This window comes from Salmonella sp. NW645 (assembly GCF_051703725.1).
Classification (GTDB): Bacteria; Pseudomonadota; Gammaproteobacteria; order Enterobacterales; family Enterobacteriaceae; genus Salmonella; species Salmonella enterica.
The window spans coordinates 94,304-119,670 of the sequence record NZ_JAMMKR010000004.1 but is presented as its reverse complement, the minus strand read 5'-3'; the positions used below and the strand labels follow the sequence as shown (position 1 = coordinate 119,670).

Genomic DNA, 25,367 nt, shown 5'->3' with positions numbered 1-25,367 from the left:
TTATGGCTGCGCTACCGGATAAAGAAAAATTGCTGCGTAACTTTACGCGTTGCGCTAATTGGGAAGAGAAATATTTATATATTATTGAGTTGGGGCAGCGCCTGGCGGAGTTAAATCCGCAGGATCGCAATCCGCAAAATACGATTCATGGCTGTCAGAGCCAGGTGTGGATCGTGATGCGGCGAAACGCCAACGGCATTATCGAATTGCAGGGCGACAGCGACGCGGCGATCGTTAAAGGCCTTATGGCGGTGGTATTTATTTTGTACCACCAAATGACGGCGCAGGATATTGTGCATTTTGATGTCCGGCCATGGTTCGAAAAAATGGCGCTTACACAGCACCTCACGCCTTCTCGTTCTCAGGGGCTGGAAGCAATGATTCGCGCAATTCGCGCTAAGGCCGCCACTCTTAGCTAAACTGTACAGACAGCGTTCTACCTGATGTCAAATCCTTTGTCGGACGGCGACGTCGCTTTATCCAGAGTGGACAGAGCGTATATTTTGTTGTTCTGATAAGCGAAGCGCTATCAGTCGTCGCAGAGGACATCACCAGGAATACAGGAGGTTTGGTATGAAACGTGCGTCTTTCATTACTCTAGCTATTATCGGCGCGTATAGCGCGTTACAGGCAGCCTGGGCGGTTGATTATCCATTACCGCCCGAAGGCAGCCGTCTTATTGGTCAGAATCAAACCTATACCGTACAGGAAGGTGATAAAAACCTGCAGGCTATCGCCCGGCGTTTTGATACGACGGCGATGCTCATTCTTGAAGCGAACAATACGATTGCGCCGGTGCCTAAGCCCGGTACGCTAATTACCATTCCCTCGCAGATGCTATTGCCGGATGCGCCCAGGGAAGGCGTTATCGTCAACCTCGCGGAGCTACGGTTGTATTATTATCCGCCGGGAGAAAACCTCGTTCAGGTATATCCCATCGGCATCGGTTTGCAGGGACTGGAAACTCCCGTCATGGACACCCGGATAGGGCAAAAGATCCCCAACCCGACGTGGACGCCGACGGCGGGCATACGCCAACGTTCGCTTGAGCGGGGGATCACGCTGCCGCCGGTGATCCCTGCCGGGCCAAATAACCCGCTGGGACGCTATGCGCTGCGTCTGGCGCACGGTAATGGGGAATATCTCATTCATGGCACCAGCGCGCCGGATAGCGTGGGTCTGCGCGTGAGTTCCGGTTGCATTCGCATGAACGCGCCGGACATCAAAGCGTTATTTGCGCAGGTCAGAACGGGGACGCCGGTAAAAGTGATTAACCAGCCGGTGAAATTCTCTGTCGAGCCGAATGGCATTCGTTATGTAGAGGTACACAGGCCGCTATCGCCGGAAGAAGAGCAAAACGTGCAGACGATGCCCTACGTGTTGCCTGCGGAATTTACCGCATTCAGAAACGCGCAAGGGGTGGATAGTCGCCTGGTCGATAAGGCGCTATACCGGCGAGCCGGGTATCCTGTCAGTGTGAGCGCCGGGCAGACGCCAGCGGTAAATACGACCGCAGTCGAATCCGCTCAGAACGGTTTTGTCGGGGAAGAGGGGCAAACGCGCGCGACGCAGTAGCCTTCGCAGCAAACGACGGACAAAAAAATGGCGCACGATGTGCGCCATTTTTATTACGCAGGTACTATTACTTACGGTATTTAGTAGCCTGGTTGTCCAGACGCTGGTTAGCGCGAGCTGCGTCGTCTTTAGCAGCCTGAACGTCGGAACGCATTGCGTTCACGTCGTTGCTCAGCTGGTCAACTTTAGCGTTCAGAGTCTGAACGTCAGAAGACAGCTGATCGATTTTAGCGTTGCTGGAGCAACCAGCCAGCAGAGTAGAACCCAGGATTACCGCGCCCAGTACCAGTTTAGTACGATTCATTATTAATACCCTCTAGATTGAGTTAATCTCCATGTAGCGTTACAAGTATTACACAAACTTTTTTATGTTGAGAATATTTTTTTGATGGGAATGCACTTATTTTTGATCGTTCGCTCAAAGAAGCATCGAAATGCATGAAAGTCCCTAAAAAACCGAAAGAAAACAGGGGGCTTCCATCGGATTCTTCTTAGATAATCCGCAATTAGATAGTAAAATCCGATTTGATTTTTTTATTAATAGTGGCTATCGATTAAATAAAAAAAGCGCCGGAAGGGCGCTTTTTTAAACAAATTAATTCACACAACAATTATTACAGTACGTGAACAGAGGCGGTGTTAGTGGTGCCGCTTGGAACCAGCGCGCCGGAGACCATCACTACGACGTCACCTTTCTGGGCGAGGCCGCTTTGCAGGGCGACATCTTTGCCCAGACGGTAGAAATCATCAGTAGAATTGATTTCTTTCACCAGCTGCGATACCACGCCTTTGCTCAGTACTAACTGACGGGCGGTCACTTCATTGGTGGTCAATGCCAGGATGGTGGCGTCCGGGAAGTATTTACGCACGGCGCGAGCGGATTTACCGCCCTGGGTCGCTACCACGATCAGCGGCGCTTCCAGTTTTTCGGCGGTTTCTACCGCACCGCGGCATACCGCTTCCGTAATGCGCAGTTTACGGCTGTCGTTGTTGTAGTCCAGACGGCTATTCATGACACGGTCGGTACGTTCGCAGATGGTCGCCATGATAGAAACGGCTTCCAGCGGGTATTTCCCTTTTGCGGATTCGCCGGACAGCATAACCGCATCCGTACCGTCGAGGATGGCGTTCGCAACGTCGCCTGCTTCTGCACGGGTCGGACGCGGGTTTTTGATCATAGAATCCAGCATCTGAGTCGCGGTGATCACGACTTTACGTGCGCGGATACATTTTTCGATCATCATTTTCTGCGCAAAAATCACTTCTTCAACCGGGATTTCTACGCCCAGGTCGCCACGCGCAACCATGATGCCGTCGGAAGCTTCGAGAATTTCATCGAAGTTGTTCAGGCCTTCCTGGTTTTCGATCTTAGAGATAATCTGGATGTTTTCGCCGCCGTGGGCTTTCAGATGCTCGCGAATTTCGACAACGTCAGAACGTTTACGGATAAAGGACGCCGCAACAAAGTCAACGCCCTGTTCGCAACCGAAGATCAGGTCCTGTTTGTCTTTTTCAGCCAGCGCCGGCAGAGCAATAGAAACGCCCGGCAGGTTAACGCCTTTGTTCTCGCCCAGATCGCCGTTGTTCAGCACCTTACAAATTACTTTATTGCCTTCGATGGCGGTCACTTCCATACCGATCAGACCATCGTCAACCAGGACGGTGTTGCCAACGCTCAGGTCGCTGGTGAAGCCTTCATAGGTGACGGCAACGATTTCATTATTACCGACCACGGATTTGTCGGTGGTAAAAGTGAAGGTTTGACCCGCTTTCAGCGAAACGTCGTTACCGCCTTCCAGTTTAATGGTGCGGATTTCTGGTCCTTTAGTATCAAGCAGAATAGCGGCTTTTTTACCAGTTTTGCTCATCACGTTGCGCAAGTTCTGGATACGCTGACCGTGTTCTGCATAATCGCCATGAGAGAAGTTCAGACGCATCACGTTCATGCCCGCGTCCAGCATTTTGCTTAACATCTCTTCGGATTCGGTTTTCGGACCGATAGTACAAACAATTTTCGTCTTTTTCATGACAGTCTTAGTCTTTAAGTTGAGGAGGATATGGAAATCTGGCTTCGGGCGCGCACGGCCCGGAAGCTAAGCCTGTGTTGCTAAAGTGATGATGCCTCGCTCTAAGGATAGGTGACATCGAAAGAGCGTGCAGAGGAATGTGTGCTCGCGTTTCAGCCCAACGGGAAGGGGATAATTTTAGTCGTTGAGTTTTACAGTCCAATGCGCTGAAACCATTCAAGAGACAATTGGCGCGCATTATACGCTGAAATTTACAAAAAAGGAAAATGAAAACCCTGTTTCAAAAGACATCTGTGCAGATCCACAACGGTTTGTTATTACGCTGTTTACGATGTCGCTGGCGATGACGCCGCCCGAACAGGGGCGGCGTTGCGCAACAATGGGTGTTGTTGCGCATAATGTCAATCGAGCAACTTTTTGCCTTCCAGGTCGATGGCGATGTTTTGGTTGTGTGCTTTTCGATAGCACAGAATCGCTATCCCGATCGCCGCCCAGCTAATTCCGAGTATCAGAGCGTGAATGTTCATGTTTAAACAGACGTAGCCGATGACGATCATCCCCATGATCGGCGAAATGACATGGGCGAAAATGCGCCGCTGGGCTTTCATCCGGAAATTGAACAGGATAAACACACACAGGTTCACGACAAAAAAAGCGAAAAGCGCGCCAAAGTTCACCAGCGTGGAGATAGATTCAATCTTGCCGGAAAACAGGTAGCTGAGCAGTAGGGTGACGCCGCCGGTAAACAGAATGGCATAATCCGGCGTTTTACGCGTGGTATGGACGTGAGCGAGGAAGGCGGGCAACATTCGGTCGCGCCCCATTGAAAATAGCACTCTGGACACCGCCGTTTGCGCGGTAATAATGTTTCCGACGGCGCACACAAACGCCACAATGATGGAAAACGCCACTTTGAGCCAGATACCGCCAACGTTGCCGGCAATGGTGAAAAATGCTTCATTCGTCGCATTACCTTCCGCGAAGCGGTCGACATTACCGGTGGCGAACGCCGCAAACGCCACAACGATAATAAACAGTACCGTCGCCAAAACTAACGCCAACAGCGTTGCTTTACTGACGGCGCGTCCCCCGCCTTCGCTTTCTTCACTTAATGTACTGATAGCGTCAAAGCCGAGAAAGTTCAGCGCAGCCACCGAAATCGCCGTCGCGATGAGCCCTGGGGTGAACCACTGTGAATCGAAAAAAGGCCGGAAGGAAAGCGTTATCTGACTACTGTCCAGCATCAACAGACGGACAATGAGCAGAACGAAAATCGCCAGAATACCGAGTTGAATGAAGACCAGTAACTTATCAAATTTCGCCGTTTGCTGTATCCCGAGATAGTTGACTCCGGTGCCAATAGCCACATAAATCAACGGCCAGACCCAGACCGGGATTTGCGGTAAAATAGCGTGGACCGCGACGCCGCCCAGCACTGCCACGAGCGTAGGGAACAAAAGATAATCCAACAGTAATATCCATCCGGTCAGAAACCCTACGGCGGGATTAATGCATACGCCAGCATACGCATAGGCCGAACCCGACGAGGAGATATGTTGCGATAAGGTAGAGTAGCTGTACGCGGTAAAAAACATCGCGATCGCGCCAATAATATAAACCAGCGCAACCATACCGTGCGAAAGATTATAAACGACGCCATAAAGAGAGACTGGCGCGATAGGCACCATAAACACCAGACCATAAAGCACTAAATCGGTAAGAGACAATTTTTTGACTTTTTTCATGATAAATACCTTAATGGCTTTTTATGCCAGATCGCGTAAAAACGCGCTTACCGCTGCGAGGCAGGGCGCGATATTTTCTTCATGTGGGTTATGGCTGCTGCCGGGAATAGTGACCGCGCGGCAGTCTGAAATGTGAGAGAGCAGCGGAGAGACGACGCGCTCGGTTGCCTGATCGTTTTCGCCGCGTAATACCAGAACAGGACAGCGTATCTGGCACAAATGGGGCGTAATATCCCAGTCGGCAAGTTTGCCATTTGCCGCCAGTTCATTGGTTCCCCATAAAATGTGATAACCCGTAGGGTCGGCGGCGAACTGCGCATTAGATCGCTGAACATGAACGGCTTCTTCCGCGAGGGTATAAACGTGCCTGGCATAATAAGCGACCAGCTGTTCCGGTGGGTTTTGATAAATGACGGCGGGCATAATGACGTTTTTGATATCGTCATCGGACATTGGCGTCAGAGCGTTAAAGAGCCGTATGCCTTCCTGTTGCCACAGGGCGATACTGGCCGGCGAACTGGCCAGTATCGTCCCGCGAAGCCCGGCAGGCTGTAAGCAGGCGTGCTCTGCGGCAAGCATTCCGCCCCAGGAATGTCCCAGTATCGAATACCCGTGTCCAATACCCAGGTGATTAATTAATTGGGTTAATTGACGGAGATAACGCGCAATAGTCCAGAAAGACGCGTCGGCATGAGGAAAATGCGTTGAACGACCGCAGCCATATTGATCGTAAAATATTACCATGCGCCCGTCATCAGCCAGATGGCGATAATTTAATAAATAATCAAAGCCGCCAGAAGGGCCGCCGTGAAGGATAATGAGCGGCGTGAGTAATGATTTTCTGTCTCCATAAATCCGATAGCTTGTCAATATGTTTTCAGAAAACATTTCGCCATAGAGATAAGTATCATTCATATTCTTAATGACTCAGTGTGTGGCAGGGCAGGCGAAATTTATATTCGCCTGGATAATATTATTTTTTTATTGTGTGTAAAACATTACACCAGAAGGTGGCGTAATGTTCCCATTGCAGAAACTGCGGGCTTCCCCAGTGCGGCGAACAATCACTGGCAAAGCAACATACTTTCCCTTTATGGTAAGTACCCATAACTAACAGTGGATCGCCATTAATTTCAGCAAGGACCTGACTATTTTCTTTGGCGATAAGCTTGTTATAGCCCAACAGCGGCGGCCATTCGCTAAATGGCTGGGTAATAACATGCTCTACCGCAGTATTTACTGCTTTACATCCTTGCGGTAGTTCTACGCGGTCATCTACATCCAGCATATCAACCGGCAATACCTCCGCCAGAATCGTATTTTTATAATTGGCTTTTGCTTCTATTCCCGTAAAGGATAAATACCCGCCGATCATCAACAGACCGCCGCCCTCAGCAACATAATCCGCGATAAGTTGTAATGCATCAGGAATAATATCCATATTATAAAACGTTCTGTTTTGTAGCAGGAACGTATTGCTACCGATATCACTGATGACGATCGCATCATAGCAGGCTAATGCTTCGGCGGTTTGTGGAAAACGAGTTTGCACAATATGGGCAGGCATGTAGTCCACATCGATATTACCCTGGCGTAAGCAGGATAATAAATAGTCTGCGCCTTCTTCATATTTGCTCGATGTAAAGCTATCAAAACCTTTAGAGTGAATCATATGAATGTGCCAGGATTCGCCAATAAATAAAATTTTCATTATGTCACCTGTTAATTAATGTTAATGACTTTATTAGATTGGGTACGCATTCGATGTAAAACCTGCAAGTGCTGAGGCATACTCGACGCACCGACTTGTTCCACCGCCAGAGAAGCGAAAGCGGAGGCATATTGAATGGCTGCGACCATGTCTGCTTGTCGCGCCAGCGCGGCGGCTAAGGCGCCATTAAAAGCGTCACCGGCCCCGGCGGCATCTTTTACCACGGCGCTCCACGCAGGAATATACAACGTGCGGGCGTGCTCACAGAGCAGAAAACCACGGGCGCCAAGGGTAATGATGACTTTTTTCACCCCGGATTGCAGAATAATATTTCCGGCTTTTTTCGCATCATTAATATCAGTAATGGTTACGCCGGATAAAAAAGATGCTTCAGTTTCATTCGGCGTGATGATGTCAATATCAGATAATAAATGCGTCACCTGTTTCGTATAGGGGGCAGGATTCAGCATGATCATTTTATTTTCTTGTTTGCCCAGGCGAATAAATTCAGTCAACGCTTCAATGTTCGTTTCGAGCTGCATTAACATAACGTCAGACTCGGCGATATAACGGTGTTGCTCGTTAATCTCTTGCGTGGTGAGCATCATATTGGCGCCAGGGTAGATGGCGATAATATTATCGCCATCTACGGCGGAGACATAGATCAATGCGCTACCGGTGGGCGCTTTATCTGTTTGATACGCGCTGTATGAGGTGATGCCTGATTGAATAATATGATTCATAGCAAATGCGCTGAACTGATCTTTGCCCACTTTAAAAATAAAATGCGCCGCAGCGCCGGCATTGTTTGCCGCTAAAGCCTGGTTGGCTCCTTTACCGCCAGGATAGAATCCAAATTGACTGGCCAGAATGGATTCTCCGCTTTGTGGAAACCACGGCACGGTTGCTGAAACATCAATATTGAATGAGCCTAAAACACACACCTTGCCTGCTTTTTTTGTGTTTTCCCGGCGCAGTTTTGCATCCTGATGGATTGGCGTGGCGATAGTGCTGGAGATATCAATCTTATTTTCAGTGATAAGCTTACTCAGCGCGTCACGGTTTAAAATCCCTCCGCCATAGCAACGCTGAAGCATACCTGATTTCTGGAAATAGCGTAGATCGGAACGAATAGTCTCCTGGCTAACCTTATAAAGGTCTGAAAGTTTACTGACGCTAACACTATTATCCTTTATCAGTAAATTAATGATGGCATGACGTCTTTCTTCTTTAAACATATTGCCTCCGGGTAGTGAGTTGAATTGTATTTATGGCAATGTTGTCATGCGGTGAATTCAATCACAGATTATGCGGTCAACCGGAAGTAACCCCAAATGAATGTCAATAATCAGAAGCGCAGCCAATGTGTTAAATATTAATTGCTTACAGAAGGGGAAAATAGTTTTGTGAGTGTTGTCATATATTTTCTATGTAATATGACGGGGTGAACGTAAAATAGTTGGGCTTGCACGATTCAGTGAGTATATGCAGCCGGACAGCGTTCGCTTATCAGTCGCTACCCTCGACGAAATAAGACGATATCGCTCTCCGGCCCTGGGGTTATATACGCTCGATTTTTGCCGGTAGCCCCTGACGTACCGCCGCGCCAGAAACCCAGTCGAGCCAGGTGTTGGTAATGGTTCTTGTCGGATCGGCAAAGCCCAGATCGTTAAGATTTATGCCTGCCCTGATTTGTGGATCATACGGCATAGGCACGCCATCCAGAGAGTGCTGCGTTGCGCCCATCTCGCGGTGACCATATCCGTGTTCGATGGCGATGACGCCTGGCATCACGCCATTTAACAAACTGATTTGCGCCACGACCTGACCGCCCGGCGTAATGATCCGTACCCGATCGCCATGTTGCAGTCCATAACGCTCGCCGTCTTGCGGATTCAGCGCCACCAGGTTTGCTGGCTTCACATGGTGTAAGCGCGGGATGACGGCTGTTGAGCTGGACATGGTGTTTGATTTAAATGAAATCAGTTTCAGCGGCCACTGTCCAATGGGAAACTGGTCGTCAATCGCACGACCATCTGACAAACGCGCCGGATACCAGACCGGGCAACCGCTGAAACGCTCCCCGGTGATGGCGTGACGGTGGGCGGCGACATCTGCATTCCAGATCTGTAAGGGTTTTTTCCACGCGTTACCTAACCGTTGCTCCGTATAGCCGCTATCCTCGGGCGCAAACCGGCCGCCACGCGAGTAGATAAACGCCACGCGATCGACCTCATCAGCTTTAAGCGTGTGCTGAATTGCTGGCAGAATGCGGCTGACGCCGGTAAGCGAAATATCTTCCTGATTTGCCGGCGCGACCGGCGTCTTGCCCATAAAGGCGATATTAGCGGCTACGCGCAGATAGAAATCTTCCGCCCGGTTCAGTGGAAAAGCATTGCCCTGCGGATCGGTTATCGCCCGGTCGCCGAAGCCGGGCAGATGGAGCCGTTTTGCTACCGCAATACAAAATGCTTCCATTGAGACAGGTTGCCCGTCCGCCGTTCGGCGAGTGGCGGGGGCGACAACCGGCCAGCGGGCGGTAGTGGCTTTACTGGCTACGCCGCCCCAGGGTGCCGTAAAGCCCCAGCTCTCAAAATTGTGCGTATCCGGCACAATGTAATCCGCCAGCGCCGTCGTTTCATTCATAAAGGCGTCAATCGCGATAAAGAGCGGCAATCGGCGAGGGTCTTTTAGCTTTTCTTCCGCCACGGCGCGTAGACCGGGAACACCGTAAAACGGGTTGCTCATATTGGAAATCCAGGCTTTAAGCGGATAAGGATAGCCTTCGAGTGCGGAGGTCAACAGTTCGGTAAGCTGGCCTGCCACAAAGGGATACCACGGCGCTTTGGCTGGATAAGGGGATTGCCCGCCGGCAATTTTGTCGCGGTATTCTTCCGATGCTTCATAAGCGGTTTTGCTACGGGCAATACTTAACCCGGACGGTTTCACTTTTCCGGCAAAACTGTTCATGTTGTAGCGGGGGCCGTCGCTAACGCCGTTGAATTTGCCGCCGCCGACAAAGACGCCGCCGGACAAGCTGAGGTTGCCGATCAGCGCGTTAAGCATCATGACCGACCAGGCGTTATAAAACCCATTGCCGGCCATCATGCCGCCGTGACTGATGACCGCGGCTTTACGTCCGTGACCGGTAAAGGTTTCCGCCAGCGCGATAATTTGCGCTTCCGGCACGCCGCACTGTTCGCTGTATTGCGCCAACGAGAGCTTTTCTGCCGCCTCTTTCAGGCGTTGCAACCCGCTCTTCACCGTGACCCGTTGGCCGTCGGCGAGCGTAACGTACTGCGTCACGAAAAGCCGTGCCTGTCGGCAAGTGGACGCATCGACCAACTCGCCGTCGGTATTCAGCACGACGGGGGTCTCTTCGCCATCGGGCGTAAGATGGCGCAGCGTCAGGTGTTGTCCGGCAAGCGTCGGCAGTTCATCCGCAATGACCAGGTGCGTGGCGTTGGTCCAACTTTGCTCGCCGGCCTGCTGCATCGCTTGTACGCCGGGAATCGCCAGATAATCAGCATTATAACGTTGATTATCCATGATCCAGCGGATCATCCCCATTGCCAGCGCCGAATCGCTGCCGGGCATAACCGGTTGCCAGCGACCGCGAGGATCGGCGAGCACCGTTGATAAGGGCAGGGCAGGGGCGACCACGACGTATTGAAAATTCTCACGCAGCCGGGCGCTCGCCAACTGACGCGCCTGGCGTTTAAACGGATTGCCGGACTGTGCCGGGGAGGTGCCCATAAAGAGCGCAAACTCCACGTTTTCCCAGTCGGGTTTGACATGCGGGTTTTTATCCAGATCGCCCATCAGCGCCCCGGAGCCGGCCCGGTAAGCTAGTCCACAGTAGGCGCCATGCGCGCCGAAATTCTTGCTGCCGAAGCTATTTAGCGCAAAACGACGCAGAAACGCATCGCGGCCTTCGTCGCTGGTATTCGTGACCAGTAACTGATTGGTTTTGGGCCCGAAACTGGGATGCTTTGCGTCAATTGGCGTATCCGGCGCATGAATAGCGCGCAGTCCGTCCACATGACCTTCGCCAAACAGATCGCCGCCTTCCACGACTTCTTCAATAAGCTGCTCAAAGCTGATGCGCTGCCATTTCCCTTCGCCGCGTTTACCCACGCGTTTCATTGGTTCAAGCAGTCGCAGCGGACTGTACAGGCTTTCCAGCAGCGTGGCGCCGCGCGCGCAGGCGGTTGAGCGGGCGTCAAGACCGCTTTCTCCCGCCAGTTGCTCCATGGCTTCGCTAAAAGGGACGGACGAGTCAATCGGGTGTTCCTGCGACAAGGGGTGATAGGGATTGCCGGCGATGCGTATCACTTTGCCATCGGCATTAACCCGGGCGCGGATACCGCACTGTGTCCAACAGCCGAAGCATTGCGTCATGGCGATGGTTTGTTGTGGATTTTGCTGCCAGTGCGTTTGCGCCTGCGCCTCCGGAATTAACGCATTGCCAAAGATGCGGTCGCGCGTTACCTTGCCGGATGTCCCGTTTAACAGGCCATCAATTGCGCGTTTCGCCACATCACGGTAGCTCAGACCAAAAGTGACCATCCCACCGACGGCGAGACCGACTTTTAGCCACTGACGACGGGTTAAATTAGCCATGTTGTAATCTCCTGGTGAGTCCGTTCAGCGTTTCACGAATAATAATCAGTAGCGCTATCCACAGGCCGAAGGTGCCGAGAATAGCCAGCCAGCCATCCGTTCCGCCTGGTAACGAGTAAGGGTTAAATTGCGCGTTGAACTTGGGTACGGTTTGTACCTGAATCAACAATGTCCAGCGTATCAGCCAACATAGCGCCAGCGCGCTCAGAGCCAGCAGAACGCGTCTTAGCTGCGATAACGGATGACGTAGCGCCAGGCTACAGAACAGCAGCGTGAATACCCACAGCGCTAGCCAGCCGACAGCGTAATATTTGGCTGACAGGGCGACGGAAATCCACTGACGGATTGCCGTGCCGGAAAGCGTATCGCCGCTGACCCACATGGCCACGACCAGCCCCAGCGCCGCCAGCGTCCAGAGTTGTCCCCACAATATTTTTGGCAGCCTTACCGAGTCGCGTCGGGCGGCGACAATCATCAGCGCGAAGAACGCCTGTAAGGCGCTAAGAAACATCGCCACGGGGAAGGCGTAGCTAAACCAGATTGGGCGCGCCAGCACAACGGAGACTTCGCGGCCGGTATAAATCAACAGGCCCACCGCGCAAAGCGCGCTGGCTAACGCCAACCATTTAGTGACGTTGTAACTTTTATTGAATAATCGTTTTATTTGCTGCGCCAGGAACCACAGAGCGAGAAATCCGGTAAACAGCGGCAGGAACAACGCTCCCCAGGGCATCCACGACCAGGGCGTCGGCCAGGCATAGAAATGCCAGACGCGGGCGGTCTGGTGCAGATCCGCCGTCAGCGCCAGCGGTGCGGTAATCGCACAGGTAATGGCAATCAGTAATGCCCGATTTTCTTCTGTTGCGGCGTCTTTTTTCCGCCAGTGAAGATAACAGGCAAACAGTGCGGCGCAGGCGGCAATGCCAATAAAAAAGAAATATTGTACCGCCCACGGCAGCCAGCTAATGTCCTGCGGGTGAGCCAGCACTTCTTCAATGATGAGTGAATGCGTCATTCAGACCTCCTGCCAAAGCGCGGGCTGCGCACGGCCCATTAATGGGGTGACAAAGGCGTCGTCCAGACCCAGGTAGAAAACATGGGGCAACGTGCCGTTTTCCGGCTTTAATACCTTGATAGCGTCGCGATGTTGATGAAGCATGGTGGCGATGCGGCTATGGGGATCTTTGATATCGCCAATAATACGCGCGCCGCCGACGCAGGACTCTACGCAAGCGGGTAACAGTCCGGCTTCCAGACGATGGACGCAAAACGTGCATTTATCGGCAGTTTGCGTTTCATGATTGATAAATCGGGCGTCGTAAGGACACGCCTGGACACAATAGGCGCAGCCGACGCAGCGTTTGTTATCCACCACCACAATGCCGTCTTCCCGCTGAAAGGTGGCTTGTACCGGGCAGACCGGCACGCAGGGGGGGTTATCGCAATGGTTGCACAGACGCGGCAACAGCACATTCGTGACTTCCTGACTACCTTCACGCTGGACCTGGTATTGGTTCACCGTCGTACGAAACGCGCCCTGCGGCGTTTGGTTTTCAATAGTGCAACTTACGGTACAGGACTGACAGCCGATACAACGCCGCAGGTCGATAAGCATGGCGTAACGGTGTCGGGGAGAGCCTTCATGCCGCTCCGGCGAAAAAGGAAATTTCGCTTCAGCCAGCGGAACCAGCGAGGCGCCAGCGGTCAGGACGCCGAGCTGCTGGAGAAATTGCCGTTTACTGCTGTCCATATTGACTCCCGTCCACATTGCCAACAATGAAACATTTGTCACGATGTTGGTTCATGTGTAATGAATAAAAAATGTTGATGATTTACAGTGTAAAAATCGAGACGGGGTGCGCTCTATTGTGGTTAACCACATACCCGGCTTGTTGTTGATCTAAAACAACATAATTGACAGGGATATTGGGGTGAGAGGTAAAACCGTAAGGCGCCTGGCGGTGTTGGCGGCAGTAGGGCTACTTTGTCATGGCGCGTGGGCAGGGACGTGGAATATCGGTGTTTTGGCCATGCGCGGCGAGGCGTCTACGCGTAGCCACTGGCAACCGTTGGCAAAGACATTAAGCCAACAGCTTCCAGGCGAAACCTTTCACATCCAGCCGCTGGATCTGCATCAAATGCAGGAGGCCGTTAACCAGGGAACCGTGCAGTTTGTGATAACCAACCCGGCGCAATTTGTCCAACTGAACAGCCATGCGCCGCTCCGCTGGTTAGCTTCCCTGCGCTCCACGCGCGATGGGAAAGCGGTGAGTAATGTTATTGGCAGCGTGATTTTGACCCGGCGCGATAGCGGCATCACCACGGCGCATGATCTCATCGGTAAGACAGTCGGCGCGATTGATGCTCAGGCGTTTGGCGGCTATTTATTAGGCTATAAAGCGCTCAGCGACGCGGGCTTACGCCCGGAGCGCGATTTTCATCTTCGTTTTACCGGATTTCCTGGCGATGCCTTAGTCTATATGCTGCGCGAAAAAGCGGTGCAGGCGGCAATTGTGCCAGTGTGCCTGTTAGAAAATATGGATCAGGAAGGATTGATTAATAAAAAGGACTTTATCGCGCTGCTTTCCCGACCGACGCCCCTACCTTGCTTAACCAGTACGCCGTTATATCCTGACTGGTCGTTCGCGGCGCTACCTGCGGTAAGCGATGCGTTGGCGGATCGCGTAACGCGAGCGCTATTCAACGCGCCCGCCGCCGCGCCATTTCACTGGGGCGCGCCTGCGTCCACCAGTCAGGTGGAAGCGTTGCTGCGCGATGTTCGTCAGCACCCTCAGCAGCGTCGACTGTGGCTGGATGTCAAAAGTTGGTTAATCCAGCACCAGCTAATGGTCGGCGGCGTGATTCTGGCGTTCCTGTTGCTCACGCTCAATTATATTTGGGTCATGCTGCTGGTGCGTCGACGTGGAAAGCAACTGGAACGTAATAGCGTAGTCCTTCATCAGCATGAGCGGGCGCTGGAAACCGCCCGGCAAATGAGCGTGTTGGGTGAAATGACCTCCGGGTTTGCCCATGAGCTTAATCAGCCGCTTTCCGCGATTCGACATTATGCCCAGGGGTGCCTGATTCGACTGCGCGTTGCAGATGAACAGCATCCCTTGCTGCCGGCGCTGGAGCAGATTGACCAGCAGGCGCAACGCGGTGCGGATACTCTGCGTAACCTGCGTCACTGGGTTAGCCAGGCGCAGGGCAACCCGGTGCTAACCGAAGCGTGGAAGGCCATAGCCATTCGCGAGGCGATTGATCATGTCTGGCAATTGTTGCGTATGGCGCAACAGTTTCCGACAGTGACTCTGCATACCGAGGTTAGCGCTGCGCTGCGCGTAACGCTGCCATCAATGCTGCTGGAACAGGTGCTGGCGAATATCATTCTTAATGCGGCTCAGGCGGGCGCCACCCATTTATGGGTCGTTGCTGAACGTACTGAAAACGGCATCAGTATCGTTTTACAGGATAACGCCGGGGGAATCGACGAGGCGCTATTACGTCAGGCGTTTCAGCCGTTTATGACCACCCGCAAAGAGGGGATGGGCTTAGGGCTGGCGATTTGCCAGCGGCTGGTGCGGTATGGGCGGGGCGATATCAGCATCAGGAACCAGACCGCGCCGGATGGTCTGTCGGGAACGGTGGTCACGATACATTTCTTACATGAACATGGGGGCAGGGATGGCGACAATTCATCTACTGGATGATGATACGGCGGTCACTAACGCGTGCGCGTTTTTACTGGAAAGTCTGGGATATGACGTAAAATGCTGGACGCAGGGGGCGGATTTTTTGGCGCAGGCCAGTCTGTATCAGGTCGGAGTCGTATTACTGGATATGCGAATGCCGGTACTGGATGGGCAGGGCGTTCATGATGCGTTGCGCCAGTGCGGAAGTACCCTGGCGGTTGTTTTTCTTACCGGGCATGGCGATGTACCGATGGCCGTGGAGCAGATGAAACGCGGTGCCGTCGATTTTCTGCAAAAACCGGTATCGGTAAGACCGCTACAGGCGGCGCTGGAGCGTGCGCTGACGGTTTCATCGGCAGCGGTGGCGCGCCGTGAGATTATACTTTGTTACCAGCAGTTGACGCCGAAAGAGCGTGAGCTGGCCAGCCTGGTGGCAAAAGGATTTATGAACCGTGAAATTGCGGAAGCGATGAATATCGCGGTGCGTACCGTAGAGGTGCACCGCGCCAGAGTCATGGAAAAAATGCAGGCCGGTAGCCTGGCGGAACTGATTAGGCGTTTCGAAAAAATGGCCTCGCCAGAGACCAGAATACGAACAACGTATGAACCATGAATAATAAACTGCGTTATTTCTTTGATTTGCATCAAATTTTGTTTAATAGAGAAGACTGTTATATTCTGTTGGTTTGATCTGGCGACGAGTAAAACGTATGACAAAACCGACAAAAGATGACGAGCTGTACCGCGAGATGTGCCGGGTGGTGGGCAAGGTCGTGCTGGAAATGCGCGATTTGGGGCAGGAGCCTAAATATATTGTTATTGCGGGCGTGCTAAGAACCGCGCTGGCGAATCAACGCATCCAACGTAGCGCGTTAGAAAAACAGGCTATGGAAACCGTGATTAACGCTCTGGCGCGGTCATAGCCGCTATCAGGGTGGAAACAGTCTGTTGGCAATAACGAAATCGCCTTTGAATTGTCGCTATTGTCACCATGGCGGGCAGGTTGCCCGCCGTTAGCGATGCGCAGGGTTATCAGTTGATGGCTAAGCGCAGCCCTAATGTATCAGGGTACGGCTCAAAATAATTCTGGCTGCGTAGATAGTCATCCGGATGTTCCGCCAGATAGTGCTTCAGCAGCGTTAACGGTGCCAGGATAGGTAGTCGGCCCGCCCGGTAGCCGAGAATCACCTCGCGTAATTCCGCGCGTTGCCTGCTGTTCAACGCACGGTGAAAATAGCCCTGGATATGCATCAGCACATTGGTGTGATTTTTACGTGAAGCGGGATGGCGCAGGATAGCCATCAGTTTTTCTCTGTATCGGACAAAGAAGGCATCCAGATCGTCCCACTCATGCAGACGCGCGACGAAAGGGCCAATTTCGCGGTAGCCGGCCTGGTGGTGGGCGAGAAGCTGAAGTTTGTATCGGCTATGAAACGCGAGCAAACTATGACGACTCAAGCCCTGCGCGCGTAGCGCATTTAATTCATGTAGCGCGAAGATACGAGCGATGAAATTCTCGCGTAGTACCGGATCGTGCAGGCGACCATCTTCCTCTATCGGCAGCCAGGGATATTTGTCCATCATCGCGGCGGTAAACAGCCCCGTGCCAGCTTTGCGGCCCCTGTTACCCTTTTCATCATACAGGCGAACGCGCTCCATTCCGCAACTGGGCGATTTTGCACACACAATAAACCCCGCCAGTTCGCCTATTGTTGGCAGAAACCGATCGGTAAAGGCATTCATTCGCTCGGTAACGTCATCGTGCGGGGCATGGCTATAACGCATCCGAATGTCGCCACAGGTCGTCTGGATAAGACGCAGCGCAGGGCGAGGCACGGGCAGGCCGATCGCCACCTCCGGGCAGATCGGTTTGTAGTCCACCCACGGTGCCAGAGAGTTCATGACAAAATCCATACGCTTATGTCCGCCATCAAAGCGTACCGCGGCGCCAGTCAGACATCCGCTAATGCCGACTACGGGTTTGTTATTCATGATTGCCCCTTATTGAAAGTACGACGACTGACGCCAATGGCGCAAAATGTTATCTCACGCTGATTTAAAACTTACACAACTTTGTTTTTTTGTCTAAGTTTTCGCGGGAATTTTTTTGACGTAGTTAAATATCAATAAGATAGAATGAGGGGAAGAAATCTATTTCAGCGCTTATAGTGTGATAACCTCCAGCGAAGCGACCACGTTGCGCCACTGGGCAAGCTGTTTTTTCTGCCCGGTAGTGAGCTTTCCGGTGGTCACCAGGAACCATTTTCTCTGGGCGAACAGCTCGGGCGCCAGTATGGCTGGTGGAGAGGGAAGCACATTGAGCCGCAGCTCTTGTCCGGTACGAGTCAACGCTTCCAGCCAGATTTCACAGTGATCCGAGAGATGCCATCCGCTAATAAAGGCATTGTTGCCAGGCGCTTTTCTGTCGCCTTCAAGGCAAAAAGAGGTGTAGGCAATAATGATGCCATCCAGTATTTCGCGCAGCGTCATCACGGCGGGAAGATGCGCGGACACTTTGCTGCGCAACGGACGCAATAAATGGGTCACCAGTTCTGCGCGAGGATATTCCCGGCCACAGTCATAAATCAACTGCCGCAGCGCGTCAATTCGCCCTTCGTGGAGATGTTGAAGCATCGTCTCCTGAATCGTTATCCAGTTATCGCCCAGGCGAATGACCGGACGCGATAGTAAGGGTTTGACCTGGCTTATCGGTACGCCTTTTCTCACCCAGTCGAGGATGCTAAGCGCTTGTCGAATATCGTCATCGCTGTATAAGCGATGCCCGCCATCAGTACGCTGCGGTTTCAATAAACCATAGCGTCGCTGCCATGCCCTTAGCGTGGCGGCATTGATACCGCATAGTCTGGCAAATTCGCCGATAGAATACGACATGGTAAAGCCCGTTAAATAAGGGGATTCTACTATATCATGATTAAATGAAGACTAAGGTAGTGATAAATGGTGCGGCATACCAGGGCATCCGTATGGATTTTGTCGATGATGAGCAATACTGCGTGGCGTAAGGCTCATCAAAATATGACCAATGCTTAATACCATCGGATGCCCCTGGTTAATACTCTATTAACCTCATTCTTCGGGCGCAGTTAAGTAACTCTGTCACTTTATGAACCTGTAGCTTTCTCATCATATTCATCCGATGTGTTTCGACGGTTTTTATACTGATATGTAGCTTTTCGCTGATCCCATGATTGGTATACCCCTCGTCAATAAGTTTAAGAACCTGACGTTCGCGCAAAGTAAGCAGTTGATGATTGGTCGTGTCAGCGTTTAATTCAGCCAGGATAGCTTCCCGATTCAACGTCGGGTCAATGTAACGCTTGTTTACTGCTACTGTTTGCAATGCCGCTAACAGAACTTGCTGACTACTGCTTTTTAAAACATAGCCATTAGCACCTGCGGCTAAAGTTTTAATGGTCATATACTCTTGTTGGTATGCTGTGTAAACCAGAATATTCATTGCTGGCCAACGCTGATGTAATTGGGGAATGATATCCAGGCCATTGATGCCAGGTAAACTAAGATCAAGGATAAGTATGTCAGGCTCGTATGCGCAACAGGCATTATAAACCTCAAGACCATTTTTAACATGTTCTACAATTTTAAAATGAGGCCAGGGTAGTAAGGCATTCATAATGCCGTTAATGATGATTTCATGATCGTCTACTAATAAGATCTTATATTCTTTCATTTTGCTGCCCTCGCGAAAATTAAGATAATATTAAGTAATGGTGTAGTTTTTGAAGATTATACGTATTTTCTGGCGTAAGTCGGTTAGTTCCTCCAGCGCGATGATTTTCCCCATTTTTACGCGATTCTCAATGTCTATGACATAGCATACCAATTCAGTCTGCCCTATTTGACCTAAACAGCCTTTTAATGTGTGAATTAACTGATCGATTTTTTTTCCAGCCGATACGGCATTTTCAATATCAGCCAGCAAGAGGTCCAGTGATTGGAAAATCTTGCTATTAATGACCATATCATCTGTCGCCAGTAGCGCTGAGCAGCGACTCGGATCCTGCTCCTGTAGCTCTATATTTCGCAAAAGTTGATATTCTGCGGCAATACTGATATAGCGAGCTAAGGTAGCCAACGTCACTGGTTTGGTAATGTAATGATGAATCCCATTTTTTTTACAACGATGAATATCTTCTGTCGCTACGCTAGCGGATAGCGCCACAAACATGCAGTCAGGATCTAAATTATTCGGCTCATCGTGCCATAATTGTACACATTCAATACCATCTATTTCTGGCATTCTAATGTCAATCAGTACTAAATCGAATCGCTGCTGTTGTGATAAAGTCAGAGCCTCGTTACTACTGGCGGCAATAGTGACGTGTTGGCCCAGGCTGACAAGCATTTTGCCGATGATATCCCGATTAATATCGGCATCATCAACCAAAAGAATCTGCAACTGCCAGGGTGGTAACAAATTATTTATTACTGGTATATTTGGTGTACACAATATTAACTGTTGCGCCAGGTCGTAAAGTTTTCCGGGGAAATACAAAAGCTCTGCGTTGAGAAGCGCATTTTGCTGGTGGGGTGGCTCGCCGCGTATTCCCCAGCAAGCCAGTTGGCGATGCAGGCAGAACGGCGCTGACAGTGTCCCTTTAATTGGTTGAGGCGGCTGGTATTCTTGTAAGGGTAATACTAGCGAGACACAGGTTCCAACCCCGGGGACACTTTTTAGTGTCAGATTACCGCCCATCATTTTAGCCAGGCTTGACGCAATAGTCAGTCCAATTCCTGTACCTTGCGAATTTGTGTCTGCTTGATAAAAAGCAGTAAAGATTTGAGACTGCTGCTGTATTTCAATCCCTTTACCGCTATCGCTAACCAGAAATATTAATTGTTCCTCATGACGCTTGACCGTCAGACGTATCCCTCCGGTTTCGGTAAATTTTACCGCGTTCCCGAGTAAATTAACCAAAATTTGCCGTAAACGGATACTGTCGGTATGAAAATAGAGAGGGACATGTTGACCGACAAAAGTACGTAATGACAGTTTTTTGCTTTGCGCCGGCCCCTGGATGGTTTGCATTGCCTGGTCCAGTAACGGCAGTAACGCTGTTTCTTCCATATGTAATGTGAAATGACCAGACTCGATGCGTGAAAAATCCAGCAGATTATTAATAATAGCTAACAAAGACAGTGTACAATTCCTGGCGGTATCAGCTAATCCTTGCTGCTCTATGTTTAAAGGGGTGGTTTGTAATAATTCAATCGCACCGAGTACGCCATTCATCGGAGTACGTAACTCATGACTTATTACCGTAAGATGAATGCTTTTACGTTTGTTAGCTTGCTCAGCGCGTTTTTTTGCTTCATTTAGCGCCTGGGTGCGCTCTGCGACTTTGTTTTCCAGATTGTCGTATTGGACTTGTAGAGTATCAAGCAGTTGGTTAAAAGCACCGGCAATACTATCTAATTCATCCAGTCGTTGTGCTGGTAAACGTGTGCTCAGCGGTGCAGTTGCGGTTTTATTAATGACATCGACAAAACGCCATAACGGTTTGGCCAGTGAGCGATGTAGTAACCAACAAAAAGCCGACGTCATCAACACCAATGCTGTTAATGTAAAGGGGATTTGTTGAAGGATAATTTTTAAGATGCGATTATGTAGATTACCGTATGGGTACAGCGTAACCAGACTCCATCCGGGGCCATGCAAGGTTGTGCGTAATATCAGAAATCCGGGAATTTGCTGCCATCCATCATGCAGCGTTACATTTTCTAACTGTGTACGTATTTTTTGCGGGATGTATGAAAACGGCAATAAGTGGTTGTTTTGATCCAGCCATACTCGAATACTATCATCTAATGGCAGGTGGCTCTTAGTAATGAGATCAGGAAGTTTAACCGTCACCCCAAAAAATACGCCTTGCTGATCGGCAACCGCAACGGAAGCGTGCCATCCTTTGCCGTTTATGTATTCTGGTTCACTCCAGTAAAACCCGGCATGGGTTGGGTATAAAGGAAAGCTTTTTCGCGTTAAAGGCTGTAGAGTTGAATAATCTGAAGGGTTATCAGTAGATAATAACGAAATCTCATTTTTATGGTTAAGAATAAAACTATCGCGACGAAAGCTTTTTTCATCGATATCAGAGGACTGCAGAAAGATACGGTGCTTCTCTCCGTTTAGCGTCGGCGTGCAATTTGAAGGACCGACAGAAAGATGCCGGCTCACCTCAGGGAAAATATCGTTATGATGAATCTCAGTCGCTAATGAGCATTGATACATTAAGTTTTTAGCGTCACGCTCAGCCTCTTCAAATCGTTGATTGCTTAGTACAATATTCATCTCGGATAGAACAGATAAGTCCTCTATTATATGCTGCCGTTTCTGAACCATTGATATATAAGCTGCAATAAGCACAGATAGCAGCCAAATAATTATTATTGTTAATAAAAATAAAAAAGTTAGCCTGATTACTAAAGATGTTTGCAGCGTATTCTTGAGATTGAGCAAATTCATAATGCTTTCCTTCAGTTGCCTGTTGCAAAATCTTTGGCACTTGATCACTATCGCAGTACATATAGTTTCATCAGAAGATTAATCGATGGTGTTATCATTAGGAAGGTAAATTTCTTCATATATAACCCAGTCGATGACTACAATTACTTTTTAATAAAGCGGCGATGTAAAAACATCGTAACAGTTTATTTAATAAATAATTTTTCAAATTGTAATTTTTTATGTCAATACTGAAAGTGTAATTGTGAATTTATCGGAAAATCCGAATGATAGAATCGCCTGTCACAAGGTGTATGTAGACAGCATCTTGATATTGTACAAGAAGAGTATAGTCGAAATAAATGTGAATCAGGCTTTTTACGGATGTGGTTGTGAGCGAATTTGATAGAAACTCTCATTTATGTCTGAGGAGGGATTCATGCTGGCAGTTTTAAAAGGCATTCCATTAATTCAGGATATCAAGGCCGAAGGTAATAGCCGATCCTGGATAATGACTATTGATGGGCATCCTGCCAGAGGAGAAATTTTCTCAGAAGCATTTTCTATTTCTTTGTTCTTAAATGACCTGGAAAGCTTACCTAAGCCTTGTCTTGCCTATGTGACACTACTGCTTGCAGCACACCCGGATGTCCATGATTATGCTATACAGCTCACAGCGGATGGAGGATGGTTAAACGGTTATTATACCACAAGTAGTAGCTCTGAGCTTATTGCTATTGAGATAGAAAAACACCTGGCTTTAACTTGCATTTTAAAAAATGTAATACGCAATCACCATAAACTTTATTCGGGTGGGGTATAAAATGGTAGTAAATAAACGTTTAATTTTAATTTTACTATTTATACTCAATACGGCAAAGAGTGATGAGTTATCATGGAAAGGTAATGACTTCACCCTTTATGCCAGACAAATGCCATTAGCAGAGGTTTTACATCTGCTCTCAGAGAACTATGATACGGCTATTACTATTAGCCCATTGATAACAGCTACATTTAGTGGAAAAATTCCGCCTGGACCACCGGTCGATATTTTGAATAACCTGGCAGCACAATATGATTTGCTTACCTGGTTTGATGGCAGCATGTTATATGTATATCCTGCATCATTATTAAAACATCAGGTTATCACTTTCAATATTTTATCTACTGGGCGGTTCATTCATTACTTACGCAGCCAGAATATCCTTTCATCACCGGGATGCGAGGTTAAAGAAATTACCGGTACCAGCGCTGTGGAGGTGAGCGGTGTTCCCAGTTGCCTGACCCGTATTAGTCAATTAGCTTCAGTGCTGGATAATGCGTTAATCAAACGAAAAGACAGTGCGGTGAGTGTAAGTATATATACGCTTAAGTATGCCACTGCGATGGATACCCAATACCAATATCGCGATCAGTCCGTCGTGGTTCCTGGGGTCGTGAGTGTATTGCGTGAGATGAGTAAAACCAGCGTCCCGGCGTCATCGACGAACAATGGTTCACCCGCTACACAGGCATTGCCCATGTTTGCTGCCGACCCACGCCAGAATGCAGTGATCGTTCGTGATTATGCGGCCAATATGGCCGGGTATCGGAAACTCATCACAGAATTAGATCAACGCCAGCAGATGATAGAGATTTCGGTGAAAATTATCGATGTTAATGCTGGCGATATTAACCAGTTAGGCATCGACTGGGGAACGGCAGTGTCGCTGGGTGGCAAGAAAATTGCGTTCAATACAGGTTTGAATGACGGTGGAGCTAGCGGTTTTTCAACGGTAATCAGCGATACCTCAAACTTTATGGTGCGTTTGAATGCCCTGGAAAAAAGCTCTCAGGCTTATGTACTTTCCCAGCCATCTGTGGTGACTTTAAATAATATCCAGGCTGTGCTGGATAAGAATATTACTTTCTATACCAAACTGCAGGGAGAAAAAGTGGCTAAACTTGAATCCATCACTACGGGTTCTTTGTTGCGCGTTACACCTCGCTTGTTAAATGACAATGGCACGCAAAAAATAATGCTTAATCTTAATATTCAGGATGGACAACAAAGTGATACGCAAAGCGAAACAGACCCGCTGCCCGAAGTGCAAAATTCTGAAATTGCTTCGCAGGCCACATTATTGGCCGGACAAAGTCTATTGCTGGGAGGATTTAAACAAGGTAAACAAATCCACTCGCAAAACAAAATTCCTTTATTGGGCGATATTCCTGTCGTAGGTCATTTGTTTCGCAATGATACGACTCAAGTACATAGTGTAATCAGGCTTTTTTTGATTAAAGCCTCAGTAGTAAATAATGGCATATCTCATGGTTAATCCAAAGAGCTCATGGAAAATACGTTTTTTAGGTCACGTTTTACAAGGCCGGGAAGTATGGCTGAATGAAGGTAACCTGTCACTGGGGGAGAAAGGATGCGATATTTGTATTCCGCTTACTATAAATGAAAAAATTATTCTGAGAGAACAGGCAGATAGTTTATTTGTTGATGCCGGGAAAGCCAGAGTTAAAGTTAACGGCCGCAGATTTAATCCAAATAAGCCGCTACCATCCAGTGGGGTTTTGCAGGTTGCGGGAGTGGCTATCGCGTTTGGTAAACAGGATTGTGAACTTGCTGATTATCAAATACCCGTTTCCAGATCAGGGTACTGGTGGTTGGCTGGCGTATTCTTGATTTTCATCGGTGGAATGGGGGTCCTGTTAAGTATTGGCGGTCAGCCTGAAACGGTAAATGACTTACCTTTGCGGGTTAAGTTTTTATTAGACAAAAGCAATATTCATTATGTGCGGGCGCAATGGAAAGAAGATGGCAGCCTGCAGTTGTCCGGTTATTGCTCGTCAAGCGAACAGATGCAAAAGGTGAGAGCGACTCTCGAATCATGGGGGGTCATGTATCGGGATGGTGTAATCTGTGATGACTTATTGGTACGAGAAGTGCAGGATGTTTTGATAAAAATGGGTTACCCGCATGCTGAAGTATCCAGCGAAGGGCCGGGAAGCGTGTTAATTCATGATGATATACAAATGGATCAGCAATGGCGTAAGGTTCAACCATTACTTGCAGATATTCCCGGGTTATTGCACTGGCAGATTAGTCATTCTCATCAGTCTCAGGGGGATGATATTATTTCTGCGATAATAGAGAACGGTTTAGTGGGGCTTGTCAATGTTACGCCAATGCGGCGCTCTTTTGTTATCAGTGGTGTACTGGATGAATCTCATCAACGCATTTTGCAAGAAACGTTAGCAGCATTAAAGAAAAAGGACCCCGCTCTTTCTTTAATTTATCAGGATATTGCGCCTTCTCATGATGAAAGCAAGTATCTGCCTGCGCCAGTGGCTGGCTTTGTACAGAGTCGCCATGGTAATTACTTATTACTGACGAATAAAGAGCGTTTACGTGTAGGGGCATTGTTACCCAATGGGGGAGAAATTGTCCATCTGAGTGCCGATGTGGTAACGATTAAACATAATGATACTTTGATTAACTATCCATTAGATTTTAAGTGAGTG

22 protein-coding genes are annotated in these 25,367 nt (G+C 49.4%); 8 read left to right on the top strand and 14 right to left on the bottom strand.

The window, feature by feature from the left end:
* The first annotated feature begins 2 nt into the window (after positions 1–2).
* A complete protein-coding gene (sufE, locus tag NA389_RS10115; RefSeq protein WP_000729470.1) occupies positions 3–419 on the top strand; it encodes a cysteine desulfuration protein SufE in 417 nt (138 codons plus the stop codon).
* Positions 420–573: 154 nt separating this feature from the next.
* Positions 574–1,575 (top strand): L,D-transpeptidase LdtE, encoded by a 1,002-nt coding sequence (gene ldtE, locus NA389_RS10110; RefSeq protein ID WP_000817052.1) that lies wholly within the window; start codon positions 574–576, stop codon positions 1,573–1,575.
* A 67-nt stretch (positions 1,576–1,642) separates the two neighbouring features.
* On the opposite strand, the gene lpp is transcribed toward ldtE, so the two are convergent.
* From lpp to ttrB, 10 genes are all read right to left on the bottom strand, one after another.
* Positions 1,643–1,879, bottom strand: coding sequence for a murein lipoprotein Lpp (lpp, locus tag NA389_RS10105; RefSeq protein ID WP_001082307.1), 237 nt, complete (start codon positions 1,877–1,879; stop codon positions 1,643–1,645).
* A gap of 310 nt (positions 1,880–2,189) precedes the next feature.
* A complete protein-coding gene (gene pykF / locus NA389_RS10100; RefSeq protein ID WP_000751447.1) occupies positions 2,190–3,602 on the bottom strand; it encodes a pyruvate kinase PykF in 1,413 nt (470 codons plus the stop codon).
* Between the two features lie 7 nt (positions 3,603–3,609).
* On the bottom strand, positions 3,610–3,840 hold the full coding sequence (gene ynhH, locus NA389_RS10095; protein WP_418143684.1) for a protein YnhH: 231 nt from the start codon (positions 3,838–3,840) through the stop codon (positions 3,610–3,612).
* Positions 3,841–4,003: 163 nt separating this feature from the next.
* Positions 4,004–5,347 (bottom strand): APC family permease, encoded by a 1,344-nt coding sequence (locus tag NA389_RS10090; protein WP_000756083.1) that lies wholly within the window; start codon positions 5,345–5,347, stop codon positions 4,004–4,006.
* 21 nt (positions 5,348–5,368) lie between these two features.
* Complete coding sequence (locus NA389_RS10085) at positions 5,369–6,262, bottom strand: proline iminopeptidase-family hydrolase (protein ID WP_001000504.1); 894 nt, start codon at positions 6,260–6,262, stop codon at positions 5,369–5,371.
* 58 nt (positions 6,263–6,320) lie between these two features.
* Positions 6,321–7,058, bottom strand: coding sequence for a glutamine amidotransferase (locus NA389_RS10080; RefSeq protein ID WP_000697182.1), 738 nt, complete (start codon positions 7,056–7,058; stop codon positions 6,321–6,323).
* Between the two features lie 11 nt (positions 7,059–7,069).
* The gene (locus tag NA389_RS10075; RefSeq protein ID WP_000471819.1) at positions 7,070–8,296 is read right to left on the bottom strand and encodes a PfkB family carbohydrate kinase; all 1,227 of its coding nucleotides are present in this window, start codon (positions 8,294–8,296) and stop codon (positions 7,070–7,072) included.
* A gap of 322 nt (positions 8,297–8,618) precedes the next feature.
* Positions 8,619–11,681 (bottom strand): tetrathionate reductase subunit TtrA, encoded by a 3,063-nt coding sequence (gene ttrA, locus NA389_RS10070; RefSeq protein ID WP_000002373.1) that lies wholly within the window; start codon positions 11,679–11,681, stop codon positions 8,619–8,621.
* A complete protein-coding gene (gene ttrC / locus NA389_RS10065; RefSeq protein ID WP_000149762.1) occupies positions 11,674–12,696 on the bottom strand; it encodes a tetrathionate reductase subunit TtrC in 1,023 nt (340 codons plus the stop codon). Before ttrC ends, ttrA begins: the two co-directional genes overlap by 8 nt.
* On the bottom strand, positions 12,697–13,431 hold the full coding sequence (ttrB, locus tag NA389_RS10060; protein ID WP_001667155.1) for a tetrathionate reductase subunit TtrB: 735 nt from the start codon (positions 13,429–13,431) through the stop codon (positions 12,697–12,699).
* A gap of 181 nt (positions 13,432–13,612) precedes the next feature.
* Between ttrB and ttrS the strand changes: the two genes are divergently transcribed.
* From ttrS to fumD, 3 genes are all read left to right on the top strand, one after another.
* Positions 13,613–15,391, top strand: coding sequence for a tetrathionate respiration histidine kinase TtrS (ttrS, locus tag NA389_RS10055; RefSeq protein WP_001214424.1), 1,779 nt, complete (start codon positions 13,613–13,615; stop codon positions 15,389–15,391).
* The gene (gene ttrR, locus NA389_RS10050) at positions 15,366–15,986 is read left to right on the top strand and encodes a tetrathionate respiration response regulator TtrR (protein WP_000190933.1); all 621 of its coding nucleotides are present in this window, start codon (positions 15,366–15,368) and stop codon (positions 15,984–15,986) included. Before ttrS ends, ttrR begins: the two co-directional genes overlap by 26 nt.
* Before the next feature lie 97 nt (positions 15,987–16,083).
* Positions 16,084–16,296, top strand: a complete 213-nt coding sequence (gene fumD, locus NA389_RS10045; RefSeq protein WP_000165779.1) for a fumarate hydratase FumD — start codon at positions 16,084–16,086, stop codon at positions 16,294–16,296.
* A 109-nt stretch (positions 16,297–16,405) separates the two neighbouring features.
* On the opposite strand, the gene mlrB is transcribed toward fumD, so the two are convergent.
* From mlrB to NA389_RS10025, 4 genes are all read right to left on the bottom strand, one after another.
* Positions 16,406–17,365 (bottom strand): transcriptional regulator MlrB, encoded by a 960-nt coding sequence (gene mlrB / locus NA389_RS10040; RefSeq protein WP_001060725.1) that lies wholly within the window; start codon positions 17,363–17,365, stop codon positions 16,406–16,408.
* 171 nt (positions 17,366–17,536) lie between these two features.
* Complete coding sequence (locus NA389_RS10035; protein WP_000122316.1) at positions 17,537–18,265, bottom strand: MerR family transcriptional regulator; 729 nt, start codon at positions 18,263–18,265, stop codon at positions 17,537–17,539.
* A gap of 178 nt (positions 18,266–18,443) precedes the next feature.
* The gene (locus tag NA389_RS10030; RefSeq protein ID WP_000666335.1) at positions 18,444–19,082 is read right to left on the bottom strand and encodes a two component system response regulator; all 639 of its coding nucleotides are present in this window, start codon (positions 19,080–19,082) and stop codon (positions 18,444–18,446) included.
* Positions 19,083–19,112: 30 nt separating this feature from the next.
* Positions 19,113–21,875, bottom strand: coding sequence for a two component system sensor kinase (locus NA389_RS10025; RefSeq protein WP_001050750.1), 2,763 nt, complete (start codon positions 21,873–21,875; stop codon positions 19,113–19,115).
* A 400-nt stretch (positions 21,876–22,275) separates the two neighbouring features.
* Here NA389_RS10025 and spiC point away from each other — a divergent pair, with 400 nt between their 5' ends.
* The 3 genes from spiC to ssaD are packed head-to-tail and all read left to right on the top strand — an operon-like array spanning position 22,276 to position 25,364.
* The gene (gene spiC / locus NA389_RS10020; protein ID WP_001562740.1) at positions 22,276–22,677 is read left to right on the top strand and encodes an SPI-2 type III secretion system protein SpiC; all 402 of its coding nucleotides are present in this window, start codon (positions 22,276–22,278) and stop codon (positions 22,675–22,677) included.
* Position 22,678: 1 nt separating this feature from the next.
* Positions 22,679–24,172 carry an SPI-2 type III secretion system protein SpiA gene (spiA, locus tag NA389_RS10015; protein ID WP_000261289.1) on the top strand — a complete coding sequence of 498 codons (1,494 nt, stop codon included), beginning with the start codon at positions 22,679–22,681 and terminating at the stop codon, positions 24,170–24,172.
* Complete coding sequence (gene ssaD / locus NA389_RS10010; RefSeq protein ID WP_000323795.1) at positions 24,153–25,364, top strand: SctD family type III secretion system inner membrane ring subunit SsaD; 1,212 nt, start codon at positions 24,153–24,155, stop codon at positions 25,362–25,364. Before spiA ends, ssaD begins: the two co-directional genes overlap by 20 nt.
* The last annotated feature ends 3 nt before the right edge of the window (positions 25,365–25,367 follow it).